We start from the raw sequence: 15,233 nt of genomic DNA on the forward strand, positions 1-15,233 counted from the left end.
CGGCGTGCGGGCCGCCGGTCCGTGTCTCCGGTCCCCCGGCTAGGCGACCTCGACGCTCTCGAGGACGCCGAGGGCGTCCGGCACCAGGACGGCGGCCGAGTAGTACGTGGTGACCAGGTAGGCCGAGATCGCCCGCTCGTCGACGCCCATGAAGCGGACGGAGACTCCCGGCTGGTACTCGTCGGGCAGGCCCGTGCGGTGCAGCCCGACGACACCCTGGTCGTCCTCCCCCGTACGCATGACCATGATCGAGCTGAGCCCCTCACGGCTGACCGGGATCTTGTCGCACGGCAGGATCGGCACCCCGCGCCACCCCATCACCCTGGAGCCCCCGAAGTCCACGGTGTCGGGATAGACGCCCCGGCAGTTGCACTGACGGGCGAAGGCGGCGATGGCCGCCGGGTGCGCCACGAAGAACTGCGACTTCCTCCGCCGGCAGAGCAACTCGTCGAGGTCGTCGGGGGTGGGCGGGCCGGTCCGGGTGTGGATCCGCTGCCCCAGATCCGCGTTGTGCAACAGACCGAACTCACGGTTGTTCACCAACTCGTGCTCCTGCCGCTCCCGCAACGCCTCAATCGTCAACCGCAACTGCTGCTCGGTCTGATTCATCGGCTCGTTGTACAGATCAGCCACCCGCGAATGCACCCGCAAAATCGTCTGAGCCACACTCAGCTCATACTCCCGAGGCGACACCTCGTAATCCACGAACGTCCCCGGCAACGTCACCTCCCCCACATGACCCGCCGCCAACTCGATCCCGGCCTCGCCGTGCTTGTTCTGGGGCGCGCGGGCACCGGCCGCCGACCGCCGGAGATGAGCCTGGAGGGACTCCGATCGGCCGAGCACCTCCTGGAACTCCTCCAGCGGAAGGATCAGCACCGTGCACGGGGTGATGGCCGTGGCGGTGAAGCCCCACCTCATGGCCGGCCCGATCAGCGCCTGCTGCCCGAGGTGGTCGCCGTCGGCCAGGACCCGCAGTTCCCTGCTCCGCCCGTACTCGCCGGCCGCCGTCGCGTCGGCCCTGCCGTACGCGATGAGGACCACCCCGTCCACCGGGGTGTCCGCGGAGACGATCCGCTCGCCGGGCTGGAACTCGTGCCGCTCGAACCGCGCCGCGAGGGCGCCCAGGACGCCGTCGTCGGGGAACCCCCGCAGAGCGGGCAACTCCCCCAGCGACGCGGGGACGACGTCGATCCGCGACCCGGTGGAGAAGAACGTCACCCGCCCCGACCCGGGACGATGAGTCAGCCGGCGGTTGACCCGGTAGGCGCCGCCGCTCACCTCCACCCAGGGCAGCGCGCGCAGCAGATGACGGGAGGTGATCTCCTGCATCTGCGGCGCCGACTTCGCCGTCGAGGCCAGATTGCGCGCGGCGGCGGTGCCGAGACTCAAGGCGGGGCTCGCCTCGGGACTCTCCGTCTCGGGAACGCTCATGTGCACACCACCGATCCGGCGACGGGACGTGCGGCGCCGCTGAGGGAGGCCAGCCGTGCCGTCGCCGTCCCGAGCCCGCTCGGGACCCCGGCCGCCCGCGGCGCCGCCGGGCCGTACTCCAGCGCCGACTCGACGTATCGGCTGGTCTTCTGATGCCACAGGAGGATCGCGGCCATCCAGTCCTTCAACTCCTCCGCGTACGCCGTGAGGACCTGTCTCGCCTCGCCGTCCAGGTCGTGGTCGTCGAACAGGACGGGCAACTCGGCCGCGACGAGGTGCTCGAACTGCCGTATCCGCGACGTCATCAGGTCGGCCACGATGTCGGCCGCCCGCCCCGCGTCGCAGCCGAAGAAGCTCTGCACGACCAGGACGCAGTTGTGCAGCTCACCTTCGAACTGGATCTCCTTCTGGTAGGAGAAGAGGTCGTTCAGCAGGCAGGCGTAATCCGCGGTCGCGTTCTCGAGCCCGAGGATCGTGCGGGTCTCGTAGATCTCCCGCGGGACGTGCCGGCCGTGCGCCAGGCGCGCCAGCGCCCGTGTGAGGTCCGATCCGAAGGTCCTGCGCCGCATCTCCACGTAGTCGATCGGATCGGGAATCCTGTTCTGGATGTGGTTGGCCAGTTCCCACAGCCAGCTTCCGGTCATCCGCTCGACCGCGGTGCGGAACTGGCTCCGCGCCTCGGACGTCATGTCCGACGCGGTGCGGGCCCACAGATCCGCGAGAGCACGCTCCACCGGGTTCACCGGCTCGGGGGTGACGCCGAGGTCCAGCGGCATGAACAGCGACAACCGTCCGTTGAAGACCCGCGCGCCCGCCATGTCCCTGGACGATCCGAAGACCGCGGGGAAGTAGTCGTCGGAGTAGGTCCCCCAGGTGAGCCATTCGGCCGACAGGGTCAGCTCCGCACCGGGCGCGTCCGGATCGATCCCGGCCGCGCACAGGGCGAAGTCGAAGCCCTCGTTCTTCCTGGCCGTCCACAGTCCGGCACCCGCGAGCTGGGGCAACGGATCGTAGAAACCCATCCGCCCCGCCCACTCCCAGCTCTCACGCCGCGCCGCGTCCAGGTGCGGGTTCAGGCTGACGCCGTACGGCATGACGATCTCGGGCAGCGGCAACGGACCCACGTCCTGGTAGGGGACGTGGGTGTGGTTGCGGGGGCCGCCGGCTCCGGTCACGCCCGCCGCCAGGCTGATCCGGGCCGACGAGGTCCCCAGCCCCGTGGGCCCGCCGAGCACGGGCCCCGAGGCTTCACCCGCGGCGCCGTTCATGTAGCGGCTGGAGCGCAGGTGCCACTCGTGGCCGCCGGACTGCCAGTCCTGCAGTCCCTTGACATAGGCGAGCACGGCCATGCGCTCGGCGGGGTCGAGCGCGTGCTCGTCGAAGAGCGGGGACAGTTCGGTGAGGGTCGTGTTCTCGAACTGGTGCAGCCGCGAGGTGAGCAGGTCGTTGACGGCGTCGGCGGCCTGCTGCGTGTCGAGCCCGAGGAACCGCTCGAACACCAGGACTCCGTTGCTCAGCTCGCCCTCCTCCTCGACCTCCCGCTGGTAGGAGAACAGGTCGTTGCGCAGGTGCACCGCGTCGGAGAAGGCGTCTCTGAGCACGCACAGCGGCCGGGTCCGCGCGACGCGGGCCGGGATCTGGGCGCCGACGGCGTGCTCGACGAGGTTCGCCGACCAGGGCGCCCCGCCGACCCGCCGCCGCATCTCGATGTACTCCATCGGGTTGGCGACCCGTCCCGCGTTGATGTTGGACAACTCCCACAGGGACTCGTCCAGCAGGTTCTTCGTGCTCTCGGCGAACCGCAGCCGCCAGTCCGCGGACATGCCGGGGACCGTCCTGGTCCACAGGTCGGCGAGGCCGCGTTCCACGGGGTTCACCGGCTCGGGCATGTCCGTCCCCGGGTCGGCGGGCATGAAGGCCGGGAGCCTGTCCAGGTACTCCTTCGCGCCGTCGGTGTCCCCGCTGCGCTTGAAGAGCTCCAGGAAGTGGTCGTCGAAGAAGAACACCCACACGTACCAGTCGGTGATGAGGTCGAGTTCGGGGGCCGGGGCGTCCGGATGGGTGTAGGCGCACATCAGCCCGTAGTCCATGGCGTCGAGCTGCTCCTCGTTCCAGACGCCGAGCTCGGCGTCGAGCATGCCCATGCCGTCGGCCCATCGCTTCGTGTGCGCGCGAGCCGTCTCCAGGTGAGGATTCAGCCTGGCCGGATACGGCACGTAGAAGTCGGGAAGCGTGAAGGGTTGCATGATCGCTCCGCTAGCCGATCTCGACGCTCTCGAGGACGCCGAGGGCGTCCGGCACCAGGACGGCGGCCGAGTAGTACGTGGTGACCAGGTAGGAGATGATCGCCTTGTCGCTGATGCCCATGAAGCGGACGGACAGCCCCGGCTGGTACTCGTCGGGCAGGCCCGTGCGGTGCAGGCCGATGACGCCCTGCTCGGCCTCGCCCACCCGCATCGCCATGATCGAGCTCAGCCCGCGGTCGCTGACCGGGATCTTGTTGCACGGCAGGATCGGCACGCCCCGCCAGGCCGGGACCCTGTTCCCCTGCAGCTCGGTGCTCTGCGGGTACAGGCCCCTGCTGTTGCACTCCCGCGCGAAGGCGGCGATCGCCTTGGGGTGGGCGAGGATGAAGGCCGGCTCCTTCCAGACCTTGGCGAGCAGGCTGTCCATGTCGTCGGGGGTGGGCGGGCCGGTCCGGGTGTGGATCCGCTGCCCCAGATCCGCGTTGTGCAACAGACCGAACTCACGGTTGTTCACCAACTCGTGCTCCTGCCGCTCCCGCAACGCCTCAATCGTCAACCGCAACTGCTGCTCGGTCTGATTCATCGGCTCGTTGTACAGATCAGCCACCCGCGAATGCACCCGCAAAATCGTCTGAGCCACACTCAGCTCATACTCCCGAGGCGACACCTCGTAATCCACGAACGTCCCCGGCAACGTCACCTCCCCCACATGACCCGCCGCCAACTCGATCTCCGCCTCGCCGTGGGCGTTGGCCGCCCGGTGCGTGCCCGACCGGAGATCCGCGAGATGGGCACGCAACTCGGGCGACTGGGCGGCGACGTCCTGGAACGCCTCACGCGTCATGATCAGCACCGTGCACGGGGTGATCGCCCTGACGGTGAAGTCCCAGGCCTCCGCTTCCTCGGTCAGGAGTTGCTCGCCGAAATGGTCGCCGTCCGCCAGGACCGCCAGGGTCGTCTCGTGCCCGTACGCGCCCGCCCCCAGCTTGTTCACCTTCCCGTGGGCGATCAGGACCACCTGGTCCACCGGGGCGCCCGCGGAGACGATCACCTCGTCCGGCTCGATCTCCCGCTGGACGAACCGGCGGGCCAGGGCCGACAGCACATCGGTGTCGTCGAAACGCCGCAGGGCCGGCAACTCGCAGAGCTCGGCCGGGATGACCCTGACCTCCGCGCCCGTGGAGACGAACGTGATCCGCCCGTCCCCCACGTCGTAGCTGAGCCGCCGGTTCACCCGGTACGCCCCGCCGACCACCTGCACCCAGGGGAGCACACGCAGCAGATGACGTGAGGTGATCTCCTGCATCTGCGGCGCCGACTTGGTCGTCGTCGCCAGGTTCCGTGCGGCGGCCGTACCCAGGCTCAGCTGCGACTGCTCGTTCGTGGGGGCTGTTTCGGTCATGACGAAATCACCTTTTCTGTCGTGGTGGGAACTGCCGGGGCCTGAGCGTGGCCCCGGTGTGAACTACCGGCTCCGGTCGCGGAGCCCAGGGGGAAGGGAGAACGTCAGGGTCTCCTCGGCGAGGGTGACCGGGGTGGTGTCGGCGTATCCGTGGCCGGCGAGCCAGTCGAGCAGCTCGCCGACGAGGTGCTCGGGGACCGAGGCGCCGGAGCTGACGCCGACGGTCTCCACACCTTCGAGCCAGAGCTCGTCGGCGTCGCCGACCCGGTCGACGAGGTGGGCGGCGCCGGCGCCCGCGCCGAGCGCGACGTCGACCAGCCGCTGGGAGTTGGATGAGTTCGCCGAGCCGACCACGATGACGAGTTCGCATCGCGGAGCGATGGCGGCCACGGCCTCCTGCCGGTTCTGGCTTGCGTAACAGATGTCGTCGCTGGGCGGGTCGATCAGGCCGGGGAACCGTTCACGCAGGCGGGCGACCGCGCCCATCGTCTCGTCGACCGACAGGGTGGTCTGGGACAACCAGCTCACCGGCGCGCCCTCGGGCAGGCGGACGTCGTCGGGCCGCGCGGGATCGACGACGTGGATGCGGCCGGGGGCCTCGCCGAGGGTCCCCTCCACCTCTTCGTGCTCGGCGTGGCCGATGAGCAGGATCTGGTGGCCCGCCTCGGCGAACCGGACGGCCTCCTTGTGCACCTTGGTGACGAGCGGGCAGGTGGCGTCGACGGCCCGCAGCCCTCGCCTTTCGGCGTCCTGCCTGACGGCCGGGGAGACGCCGTGCGCGGAGAAGATGACCAGCCCGCCGTCGGGCACCTCGTCGAGTTCCTCGACGAACACGGCCCCCCGCCGGGTCAGGTCGCCCACGACGAAGGTGTTGTGCACGATCTGCCGTCGCACATAGACCGGCGGGCCGTACCGCCGTAAGGCCTCCTCCACGGTGACGACGGCTCGTTCGACGCCCGCGCAGTATCCACGCGGGGCGGCCAGCAGTACACGCCCCATGAACTGGTTTCCCCTTTATCCGGTTTATCGGGCTTACCTGGGCTAACCGGTCTTACGGATCTCCGCTTCTCAAGGTCATCGGGTGCGGTTGATCAGGCCGTCCGCCAGGACCGCCAGCCCGCCTCTGGCCTCGGGGCCGATCGGCGCGGCATGGAGGACGCCGAGGGCGTCGCGGGCACGTTCGCCGATCATCGACTCGACCCGCGCCAGGGCTCCGGTGGTCACCACGATCTCCCGCAGTTCCGCCGCCCGTTGCTCGGTCAGCTCGGCGTTGCCGTGCCAGGCCCGGAGGTGGTCCGCCTCGCCCGGCGACGCGTGCTGGAAGGCATGGGCGATGAGAATCGTGTGCTTTCCCTCTCTCAGGTCGTCGAGCACCGACTTGCCGGTCACCGCCGGGTCGCCGAACATGCCGAGCACGTCGTCGCGGAGCTGGAACGCCTCGCCCAGCGGGAGGCCGATCTGGGAGTACGTCTCGAGAAGATCCGGCTGCGCGCCGGCCAGCGCCCCGCCGATCTGCAGCGGACGCTCGACGGTGTACTTGGCCGTCTTGTAGCGGATCACCGTCAGCGCCTGCTCGACCGTGGACAGGTCGCGGACCTGGGCGAGGATGTCGAGGTACTGCCCCGTGATCACCTCCGTGCGCAGCCGGTCGAACAACCCGCGGGCGGTCCGCAGGCGAGCCGGTTCGACATCGCCGGCGGACAGCAGCTCGTCGGACCACGCCAGCGTGAGGACGCCCATCAAGATGGCGGCCGCCCGCCCGAACGACGCGACCCCCGGCCCCTCATGCAGGCCCGCCAGGCTGCGGTGCATCGTGGGGCTGCCGCGGCGCAACTCGCTGCCGTCCATGATGTCGTCGTGGATGAGCAGGCCCGCGTGGCACAACTCCAGCGCGGAGGCCGCCGAGATGATCTCGTCGCACTCCTCCCCGCCGGCTCCCCGCCATCCCCAGTAGCACAGGAGAGGCCGGATCCTCTTGCCGCCGCCCAGGATGAAGTGACGAAGGAGCCGATAGGCCCTGGCCACCTCCGGATCGGCGACCGGGGCGGCATGCTCGTCGAGGAACCCCTCCAGGTGGTGGTCGACCAGCGCCCTCACCCGCTCGGCGGTCTGCACGATCGACGCCTGCTCGGTTCCCACCGTCATGGCTCGTCCCCCTCGAAGAAGATCCGATGCACACAGCAAGCTATTGACTGGCTACGGAAAGTTGAAGGTTCCATTCCGAAGAACGGAACGTGTCATGGCGTCCCGCCGCTACCGAGAGTGGTGTTACGTTGCCGGGGGTAGTCATGCTTTGCTTTGCTGATCCAAGGGACTGATCCGCACCAGGAGCATGGCTTCTCATCACCGGATGGGTGCCGAGCGGAGAATGCCGCGAGGCATAGTCAACGAGGAATCACCACTGTCACGACATCTGACGCCTGACCAGCCGAGCAGTCTGGAGAAGGCCATAACGATCATCACTTCACTGAGCACGGCCCCCCAGCCGATGAGCCTGGCGGAGTTGTCGAGGAGGACCGGGTTGCCGAAGACGACCGCTCATCGCCTGCTCGGCGTGCTGTGCAGGAGGGGGTTCGCCAGGCGGATCGGCATCGATTACGCCATCGGTGACCAGCTGATCAGCCTGGCCGGCCCCGGGCCGAGGACCATTCCCGGCACCCGGCGCATCGTCTTGCCGTACATGATCCGCTTATACGAGCTGACACGTCAGACGGTCAACTTAGCCGTCTCCCGGGGACTGGAGGTGACCTACATCGAGCGCGTCTACGGCCACACCCGCGTGAACTCGCCCTCCGACGACGTCGACCGCGCGCCTCTCCACTGCACGGCCACGGGCAAGGTGCTCCTCGCGTTCAACAACGAGCTCAACGCGAGCTTCCGCGACACCGGCGCCATGCAGAAGATGACCCGCAGGACGCTCGCCGGGCCGGCCGCCCTCGACCGTGAGCTCCAGATGGTCCGGCGCAACGGCCTCGCCTATTCACGGGAGGAGTTCGCCGAAGGGGTGGCCTGCGCCGCCGCGCCCGTTTTCGGGCCCGACGGCAGGATCTGCATGGCGGTGGGCGTGGCCGGCCCTTCGGCGAACTCGGTCACGCCGGAGGTCGCGGGGATGGTCAGGAAAACGGCGCACGCCATATCCGCGACCATCGCCAAATCGATCGCCGGAATGGCGGGCAGGCAGAAGGCCGACGGTCCTGGTGCCTCCCTCCTCTGAGGGCCCCGCCGACCGTCCGGCCGAGATCACCGTTTCCTGTGGCGGCAGAGGGCAATTTTCCGGGCTCGTTGCGCAACTTCCGGAAAGAAGCGGACCGGCACGACCGGACATCCTGCTGTTGTGCCTTCTCGCACCGCATACCGCGGCACCGCTCCGCTGCCCGCGCACCCGGCGCTGAGCGCGCCGGAGACGGGTTCCGCCACCGCGGCCGGAGCGGACCGCGCGCAGCCGGTGCTCGGCCTCGCGGGGCTGACGTTCGTGATCCCGCTCTCTTTCCTTGTCGCCTTCGGCGCGGGCGGAGCGGAGGCGTCGCTACGCGTGCTCGGGCCGCTGACCACGTTCGCGCTGCCGGCCGTCGCAATGATCGCGTTCTGGTGGGAGGACTGGCCGGGCAGCGCGCTGCGCGCCGGCTGGTCGGGTCTCACCGACACGCTCATCGTTGCGGCGGCCGGGGTGGCACTCGCCGTCGCCGGCCAGGCCGTCGTGAGCCGGATCGATCTGCGGGCTCTCGTCGACGCCCAGCCGGGCACCGGGCACATCCCGACGTTCCCGAGCACGATGCCGCTGGCCGTCGGCGCGTTCACGGCGATCCTGCAGCTCACCCTGGTGTCCGAGGGCTGGCCGCTTCGCGGTCTCGGCCGTTTCCGATCCGGGCTGACGGCTGTGGCGCTCTCCTACGCGGCCGGCACGGCCGGATACCTCCTCTTCGTCGACGTGGACGACGCCGCGGCGGCGGGGACTCCCCTTCACGACCCCGGCGGGCCGTTCCCCGCGGGGGTTTACGGCGCCTGGCTGACGGCGCTGGGCGTCTGGCAGATGGTGTTCTTCGTCGCTCTGCGCGGCCGGCCGTTCTCCGGCATCCGGCGGCGCGGACATCGGCTGGCCGCCGGCAACATGGCGGTGATCGTCCTCGGCTGGGCGACCTACGCGGTCCTGCGTCACGCCTTCGGCTGGGAGACCGACCGGATCACGGCGGTCTGCGGAACGGTGATCACCGCTGTCCTGATTGTGGGGATGCTCTTCGAGGCGTGGCCGGCGACCCGGTTGCGGCCGTTGCCCGGCCGCACCTGCGCCCTGGTTCTCATGGGAGCCGTCGCGGCTCTGCTGTACTGGACGCTGTCCGCCTACGCGCGGAGCGTCGTCTGGCTGCACGCGACGCCCGACGAATGGGTGACGTTCACTGCGCTGAACGGCATCGGCACGGGAGTCATCCTCCATGTGGCGATCTGGCGGCGCTGGCCGGTGATCGCCGGAGCGGCAGGGCGCCCGGACGGGGCGAGACCGGCCGCCGACAGGCGATCCGACAGAGACGGGGAACCGACATGACGTACGAAATCGACCCGGCGGTCCAGGCATTGCTGGACGCCGCGAACGCGGGTGACCTCGCCGCGTTCCTCGCGGGGTTCACCGACGAAGGCGTCGTCGACGACTGGGGCCGCGAGTTCCGCGGCGCGAGCCGGATCACGGCCTGGAGCGACGCCGAGTTCATCGGCAAGCGGGTCACCCTGGCCGTGGAGGGGGTCAAGCGGTTCGGCGACGACACCGTGGTCGCCGCGCAGGTCGGCGGCGACGGCTTCAACGGCCCGAGTCACTTCACCTTCCACGTCGTGGGCGACCGCGTGTCCCGCATGACGATCCGGGCGTAGCGGCGGACGGCACATTCGCCGCCCCGGTCTGGCGCGGCGTCGTGATCGCCCAGCAGGGCGAGCGCGCGGCGGAGGAACGACCGCGGAAGCGCTCGAAACGATCAGCCAGTGGAGAGCGGACCGCCGCACGCGTAGCGTTTCCCCCATGACGCCCACCCAGCTCCGCGCGTTCGCCGCCGTGGTCCGGCTCGGATCGGTCAAGCACGCGGCGGCGGAGCTCGAGGTGTCGGAGGCCGCCGTCTCCCTGCACGTCAGTCAGTTACGCAAGGAGCTGGGCGACCAGCTCTTCACGCGGACGGCGTCCGGACTGGCCTTCACCCCCGGTGGCCTGCGGCTCGCGAGCCGTGCCGCCGAGATGCTCAGCCTCCAGGAACGCACGATCATCGAGGTCGGCGAGGCGGCACGCGGCAGGCGGCTCCTGCGCATCGGCGCGTCGAGCCTGTTCGCCGAGCACGCCGCGCCCGGGCTGATCGGGCTGTTCGCCGGCCGGGCGGCCGACCTCGACGTCGAGCTGAGCGTGCACGATCCGCGGACGTTCGGCGCCCTGCTGAGCTCGCGGGCCGTGGACGTGGCCATCGGCCCCCACATCGGGAACGTCGACGACTCGCTGGTCCGGCGGCCGTTCCTCAACTACCAGGTGATCGTCGTGTCCAGCCCCGACCATCCTCTCGCCAAGGCCGACGTCACCGCCCGCAGGTTGCGCGATCAGACGTGGCTGCTCGGCCCGTCGGCCGCTGTGGACATCGGCGTCATCCCCGCCGTCCTGCGCCGGATCAACGTCCCCGAGGCCCACCAGCAGATCTTTCAGAGCCACGCGGCGGCCCTGGAGGAGGTCATGCGCGGCAACGGCGTCGCGCCGACGGTCTCCTTCGCGGTGTCCCGCGACCTGGCGAACGGCCGCCTCGTCCGGCTCGCCGGACCGTCACTCCGCTTCGACGGCTCCTGGGCCACGCTGACGCTCGACGAACGCGGCGCCTCCACGACGGTCGACGAGCTGGTCCGGTTCGTCACCACCCCGCGTGCCACCCAGGCGATGTTGCGCGGCCCCGGGGTCAACATCAGCCGGTTTCGCCCGTCGATCCACGTCACCCTCTGGAGCTAGCGACCCGGTCGTGAGGACGGGAGGTATTCCGCCAATGTGAAGACGATCACGGCGCCGATCACGGCGAACACGCCCACCATCGCGACGCGAACCGGAAAAGATCGGCGCATGAGCGACAACTAACACAGCCAACGCGCGAACGGAAGATCAGCCGTTCATCCCGGTGGCCCTGCCGGGCCGGTGGCACGCCTGCGGCCTTCTGAGAGCCGGACGGGACCGGCGGCCTTCAGCGGATGCGGGAGACCTCGTCGATCACCTGCCGCAACGACCGGAAGGTGTCCGCGGGCAACAACCGGTCGCAGTACGGCAGGGCGGCGGCCATGCCCGCCACGCTCGGTTCGAAGCCCGGAGCGGACGCCCGGGGATTCATCCAGATCACACGGTGGGCACGCCGGCGAAGCCGCGCCATCCCCGCCGCCAGGGACTCCGGCTCGTCGCTGTCCCATCCGTCCGATCCGATGATCACGATGGCGCCGCGCAGCTTGCTCCCGTGGTGGGAGGCCAGCAGCGCGTGGACGTTCGCGGCGATCCGCGTCCCGCCGAACCGGTCGGCGACCTTCTCCGTGGCCTGCTCGACGGCGACGGCCGCCGACCTGTGCGTCAGCACCGGGGTCAGGCGCGTCAGCGACGTCGCGAACGCGAACACCTCCGCCCCCGCGACCAGGGCGAGGGCCCGCATCAGGTGGAGGTAGCCCGCCGCCTGCGCCTGCATCGACTGGCTGACGTCGCACAACATGACCACACGCCGCGGCTTGTCGACGGGTCGTTCCCGCATCAGGTGGAACGGCTCCCATCCGGTACGGCGGGACCGCTCGGCCGTGGCGCGCACCGAGATGCGGCGCCCCCGGGGACCCGCCGCCAGCCGCCGGCTGCGTCGGGTGGGCCAGGTCGCGACGGCCGCCCTCAGCCACTCGCCGAGCACCTCCGTCGCCCGATCGTCGAGTTGCTCGAACGGCACGTCGGCGAGCCCCGCGACGTCGCTGGGGAGCCGCTCGGGGACGGCCTGCGCGGCGTCGGACGTCTCGGCCTCGGCGACCACCGGAGGCAACGTCACCCACGGCAGGCCGCCCCCGCCTTCGGTCTCGGCGGACGGCGCCGGGAGAGGGGCGAAGGCCTCGTCGCCGTGGCGTTCGGGGGCTCTGCGCCGCCGCCCGTTCGGATCCAGCGCCGTGACCACCCCGCCGAACACGGCCGCGAACACGGCGTCGAAGGCCTCCACCTCCGTGTGCCGCCGGACGAACGTGATGCGCGCCGTCCAGTACAGGCGCGACACGGAGTCCGGTGGGGAGACCTCCAGCGCACGGACGAAGTCCTCCGTCGCCGTGAAACCGACCGGCACTCCCCGCTGGCGGAGGCGGGCCGCCAACGCGACGGCGAGCGCCGCGCGATCGACGCCGGGCGACAGCACGGCCGACCGGTCAGCGGGCATGACGCGCGGGTTCGCCGGCGTGACACGCGGGTTCGCGGACCCCCCGCACGGGCGTGCCGTACGGCTCAGCCCCTGGCCGGTTCACGAGACGAGGAGGTAGACGGCGACGCCCACGACGACGATGAGCACCACGAGCACGGGAATCGCCCGTTTGTAGACCGAGCCGCCCGCCATGCTCATCACGTCGAGCGGCTCAGGCTCCGGCGCGACGACTCGCCTGGCGGCGGGCTCGGATTCCACGTCAGCCGGGGCAGCGGCGGTGTCCGCCGTCACGGGGGCCGCTTTCGTTCCTCCGGGCGCCCCGGACAGGGCGGCGATCGGCGTGGCCGTACCGTCTCCGGTCTGCCCGGCGCCGGCCCTGTGCTGCCCGGCATCCGTGGAGACGGCGTCCGCTCCCCCAGGCGAGAGGCTCGCCGCGGCGGCCATGGAGGGGTCGCCGGCCAGTTTCTCCTCCAGGCGCTCGACGAACTGGCCGAGCAGCTTCTGCGAGACCTCCTTGATCATCCCGCTGCCGAACTGGGCGATCCGGCCGGAGATCTTCAGGTCCGTGTCGACGGTGACGACCGTCCGATCGTCCTCGGACGTGAGCTGGGCGGTGATGACCGCGGCCGCCGTTCCCGCCCCCCGCGAGTCGCGCCCCTTGGCGTCGATCACCGCGTGATGGTTCACGTCGTCCTTCTCGGCGAAGCGGACGGTCCCGGCGTACTCGGTCACGACCGGGCCGACCTTCACCTTCACCTTGCCGGAGTAGACCCCGTCCTCCACGCCGGTCAGCTGGGCTCCGGGCATGCACGGCGCGACGGCCTCCAGATCGGTGAGCACCGCCCACGCCCGTTCGACCGGAACGCTGACGGTGAAGTCATGGGTGATCTTCATGGGCTCTTCTCCCTGTGCCTTCTCCCGACGTGCCTGCTTCCGACGCGCCTTCTCCGGATGTGCCGCCGCTCAGGCGGTCGCGCCACGGGCGCCCCCCACCAACCGGTCGAGGGCGCCGATGATCGTCTCCCGGTCGTCCGGCGTCTTGGCGATGGTGCTGAGCGTCCGGACGACGTCCGCCCTGACCAGGTCGGCGGCCCCGAGCGCGGACAGTGCCGAGACCCAGTCGATGGCCTCCGCCATGCCCGGCGCCTTGTCGAGGTCGAAGCCGCGTACCCGGCCGACGAACTCGGTGGCCGACCTGATCAGCGGCTCGTTCGCCGCGGGCACCGAACGCCGCAGGATCTCCACCGTCCGCTCCGCGGACGGGAAGTCGATCCAGTGATAGAGGCAGCGCCGCCGGAGCGCGTCGTGCAGGTCCCTGCTGCGGTTGGAGGTCAGGACGACGATCGGCGGGCGTTTCGCGGTGAACGTGCCCAGCTCGGGGATCGTGATCGCGGACTCGCCGAGGAACTCGAACAGCAGGGCCTCGAACTCGTCATCCGCCCGATCGATCTCGTCGATGAGCAACACCGGCGGGACGGGCCCGTCGTGCCGAATCGCCCGCAGGATCGGCCGTTCCTGCAGGAACTCGGCGGTGAACAGGTCCGCGTCCCGCAACCTGTCCTGCCGCGACTCCGCCAGCCGGATGGCGAGGAGCTGGCGCTGGTGGTTCCACTCGTACAGGGCCTCGCTCACCGTCAGCCCCTCGTAACACTGCAGCCGGATCAGCGGTGTCCTCAGCGCACGGGCCAGCGCCTTGGCCGCGGTCGTCTTCCCGACGCCCGGTTCGCCCTCGAGCAGGAGAGGACGGCCAAGCGTGAGCGCGAGGAACAGGGCCGACGCCGTGCCCTCGTCGACCAGGTAGTCGACCTCGTCCAGCCGCCGCCTGATGTCGGCGGTGTCGGTGACGACGCGATCCCCCACGCCCCTACCGCCCGCCGGCCGCGTACCGGTCACGGCAACCGGTGCCGCAGAACCACATGTGCTCACCGCCGGCGACCAGATGCGGCGTGTCCGGGGACACGGCCACGGTCATGCCGCAGACCGGATCGACCACCAGTGTGCCGGAAGCCGGACCGGGCGGCGTCTGCGCCTGAGCGCCCGTAGGAGCGGGGACGAGCCCCTGTGTGCGGACGGCGGCGACGATCTCCGCTAGGACCGACAGCGCGATCTCCTGCGACGTGCGGGCGCCGATCCTGAGCCCGACGGGCGTGTGGACCCGCCGGAGCTCGGCCTCACTCAGCCCCATCTCGGCGAGCACGGCCGTACCGCGCCTGCCGCTGGCCACGAGCCCGACGAAGCCGACTCCGGCGTCGAGCGCGGCGCGGATGGCCGGGATCTCGTCGCGCCCGTGGCTCGACACCACGACCGCGGTCGCACCGGCGGGCCCCCGTTCATCACGCGTCCGCCGTACGAAGAAGTCCAGCGAGCGCGCGAGCCCGGCCAGCGCCTCGGCGATGGGCGAGTCGCCGACGATCCAGAGCACCGGCGGCGGCAACAGCGGCCGCAGGAAGATCTCCAGAGCGCCTCCGGACAGGCAGGGGTTCACCACGATCCGGGCCCCCGGGGACTCGGGAAAGTCCAGCTCTCCCTCGGGAAGCACCCTGAGCAGCACGGAGCGGCCGTCCTGGAGTGCGCCGAGAGCCGCCGTGCGTACGGAACTCTCGGCGCACTGGCCGCCGACGAAACCCTCGATGGACCCGTCGGGCAGGACGATCGCGTCGTCGCCGGCGCTCACGGCCGTCGGGAACTGGGCGCGGACCACGACCGCGTGGACGAAGGGGACCCGGTCGTCGGCCAGTTCCTTCATCCGTGCCGAGATGGTGGGGGCCATCGGCGCTC

Annotated in this window: 13 protein-coding genes; 4 read left to right on the forward strand and 9 right to left on the reverse strand. The window is 70.5% G+C overall.

The genetic code is table 11. The features are described from left to right. Positions 1-39: 39 nt before the first annotated feature. The 5 genes from Psi02_RS02305 to Psi02_RS02325 all read right to left on the reverse strand — a co-directional run bounded on the left by Psi02_RS02305 (position 40) and on the right by Psi02_RS02325 (position 7,227). The gene (locus Psi02_RS02305; RefSeq protein WP_203971241.1) at positions 40-1,434 is read right to left on the reverse strand and encodes a family 2B encapsulin nanocompartment shell protein; all 1,395 of its coding nucleotides are present in this window, start codon (positions 1,432-1,434) and stop codon (positions 40-42) included. Further along, positions 1,431-3,680, reverse strand: coding sequence for a family 2 encapsulin nanocompartment cargo protein terpene cyclase (locus Psi02_RS02310; protein ID WP_203971243.1), 2,250 nt, complete (start codon positions 3,678-3,680; stop codon positions 1,431-1,433). The genes Psi02_RS02305 and Psi02_RS02310 overlap by 4 nt, the downstream gene beginning before the upstream one ends. A 10-nt stretch (positions 3,681-3,690) precedes the next feature. Further along, entirely contained in the window at positions 3,691-5,082 is a 1,392-nt protein-coding gene (locus Psi02_RS02315) for a family 2B encapsulin nanocompartment shell protein (protein WP_203971245.1), read from the reverse strand. A 63-nt stretch (positions 5,083-5,145) separates the two neighbouring features. After that, positions 5,146-6,081 carry a 4-hydroxy-3-methylbut-2-enyl diphosphate reductase gene (locus Psi02_RS02320; RefSeq protein ID WP_203971247.1) on the reverse strand — a complete coding sequence of 312 codons (936 nt, stop codon included), beginning with the start codon at positions 6,079-6,081 and terminating at the stop codon, positions 5,146-5,148. Between the two features lie 75 nt (positions 6,082-6,156). Further along, complete coding sequence (locus Psi02_RS02325) at positions 6,157-7,227, reverse strand: polyprenyl synthetase family protein (RefSeq protein WP_203971249.1); 1,071 nt, start codon at positions 7,225-7,227, stop codon at positions 6,157-6,159. Between the two features lie 223 nt (positions 7,228-7,450). Here Psi02_RS02325 and Psi02_RS02330 point away from each other — a divergent pair, with 223 nt between their 5' ends. From Psi02_RS02330 to Psi02_RS02345, 4 genes are all read left to right on the forward strand, one after another. After that, a complete protein-coding gene (locus Psi02_RS02330; RefSeq protein WP_203971251.1) occupies positions 7,451-8,296 on the forward strand; it encodes an IclR family transcriptional regulator in 846 nt (281 codons plus the stop codon). Positions 8,297-8,416: 120 nt separating this feature from the next. Continuing rightward, entirely contained in the window at positions 8,417-9,622 is a 1,206-nt protein-coding gene (locus Psi02_RS02335; RefSeq protein WP_203971253.1) for a hypothetical protein, read from the forward strand. After that, positions 9,619-9,942, forward strand: a complete 324-nt coding sequence (locus Psi02_RS02340; protein WP_203971255.1) for a nuclear transport factor 2 family protein — start codon at positions 9,619-9,621, stop codon at positions 9,940-9,942. Before Psi02_RS02335 ends, Psi02_RS02340 begins: the two co-directional genes overlap by 4 nt. 145 nt (positions 9,943-10,087) lie before the next feature. Continuing rightward, positions 10,088-11,044: a LysR family transcriptional regulator gene (locus Psi02_RS02345; RefSeq protein ID WP_203971257.1), complete on the forward strand. Its 957-nt coding sequence runs from the start codon at positions 10,088-10,090 to the stop codon at positions 11,042-11,044. A gap of 226 nt (positions 11,045-11,270) precedes the next feature. Here Psi02_RS02345 and Psi02_RS02350 read toward each other — a convergent pair whose 3' ends face one another. The 4 genes from Psi02_RS02350 to Psi02_RS02365 form a co-directional block, all read right to left on the reverse strand. Then, positions 11,271-12,473, reverse strand: coding sequence for a vWA domain-containing protein (locus tag Psi02_RS02350; protein WP_203971259.1), 1,203 nt, complete (start codon positions 12,471-12,473; stop codon positions 11,271-11,273). Positions 12,474-12,554: 81 nt separating this feature from the next. Next, complete coding sequence (locus Psi02_RS02355) at positions 12,555-13,349, reverse strand: SRPBCC family protein (RefSeq protein ID WP_203971261.1); 795 nt, start codon at positions 13,347-13,349, stop codon at positions 12,555-12,557. A gap of 69 nt (positions 13,350-13,418) precedes the next feature. Then, positions 13,419-14,315, reverse strand: a complete 897-nt coding sequence (locus tag Psi02_RS02360; RefSeq protein ID WP_203971263.1) for an AAA family ATPase — start codon at positions 14,313-14,315, stop codon at positions 13,419-13,421. A gap of 4 nt (positions 14,316-14,319) precedes the next feature. Next, positions 14,320-15,225 (reverse strand): XdhC family protein, encoded by a 906-nt coding sequence (locus Psi02_RS02365; RefSeq protein ID WP_203971265.1) that lies wholly within the window; start codon positions 15,223-15,225, stop codon positions 14,320-14,322. Positions 15,226-15,233: the final 8 nt, after the last annotated feature.

This window comes from Planotetraspora silvatica (genome assembly GCF_016863315.1).
Lineage (GTDB): Bacteria > Actinomycetota > Actinomycetes > Streptosporangiales > Streptosporangiaceae > Planotetraspora > Planotetraspora silvatica.

Coding starts and splice junctions, on each gene's coding strand:
- Psi02_RS02345 (WP_203971257.1), top strand. CDS start 10,088: ATGACGCCCACCCAGCTCCGCGCGTTCGCCGCCGTGGTCCGGCTCGGA.
- Psi02_RS02330 (WP_203971251.1), top strand. CDS start 7,451: ATGCCGCGAGGCATAGTCAACGAGGAATCACCACTGTCACGACATCTG.
- Psi02_RS02340 (WP_203971255.1), top strand. CDS start 9,619: ATGACGTACGAAATCGACCCGGCGGTCCAGGCATTGCTGGACGCCGCG.
- Psi02_RS02355 (WP_203971261.1), bottom strand. CDS start 13,349: ATGAAGATCACCCATGACTTCACCGTCAGCGTTCCGGTCGAACGGGCG.
- Psi02_RS02310 (WP_203971243.1), bottom strand. CDS start 3,680: ATGCAACCCTTCACGCTTCCCGACTTCTACGTGCCGTATCCGGCCAGG.
- Psi02_RS02365 (WP_203971265.1), bottom strand. CDS start 15,225: ATGGCCCCCACCATCTCGGCACGGATGAAGGAACTGGCCGACGACCGG.
- Psi02_RS02350 (WP_203971259.1), bottom strand. CDS start 12,473: ATGCCCGCTGACCGGTCGGCCGTGCTGTCGCCCGGCGTCGATCGCGCG.
- Psi02_RS02315 (WP_203971245.1), bottom strand. CDS start 5,082: ATGACCGAAACAGCCCCCACGAACGAGCAGTCGCAGCTGAGCCTGGGT.
- Psi02_RS02325 (WP_203971249.1), bottom strand. CDS start 7,227: ATGACGGTGGGAACCGAGCAGGCGTCGATCGTGCAGACCGCCGAGCGG.
- Psi02_RS02305 (WP_203971241.1), bottom strand. CDS start 1,434: ATGAGCGTTCCCGAGACGGAGAGTCCCGAGGCGAGCCCCGCCTTGAGT.
- Psi02_RS02320 (WP_203971247.1), bottom strand. CDS start 6,081: ATGGGGCGTGTACTGCTGGCCGCCCCGCGTGGATACTGCGCGGGCGTC.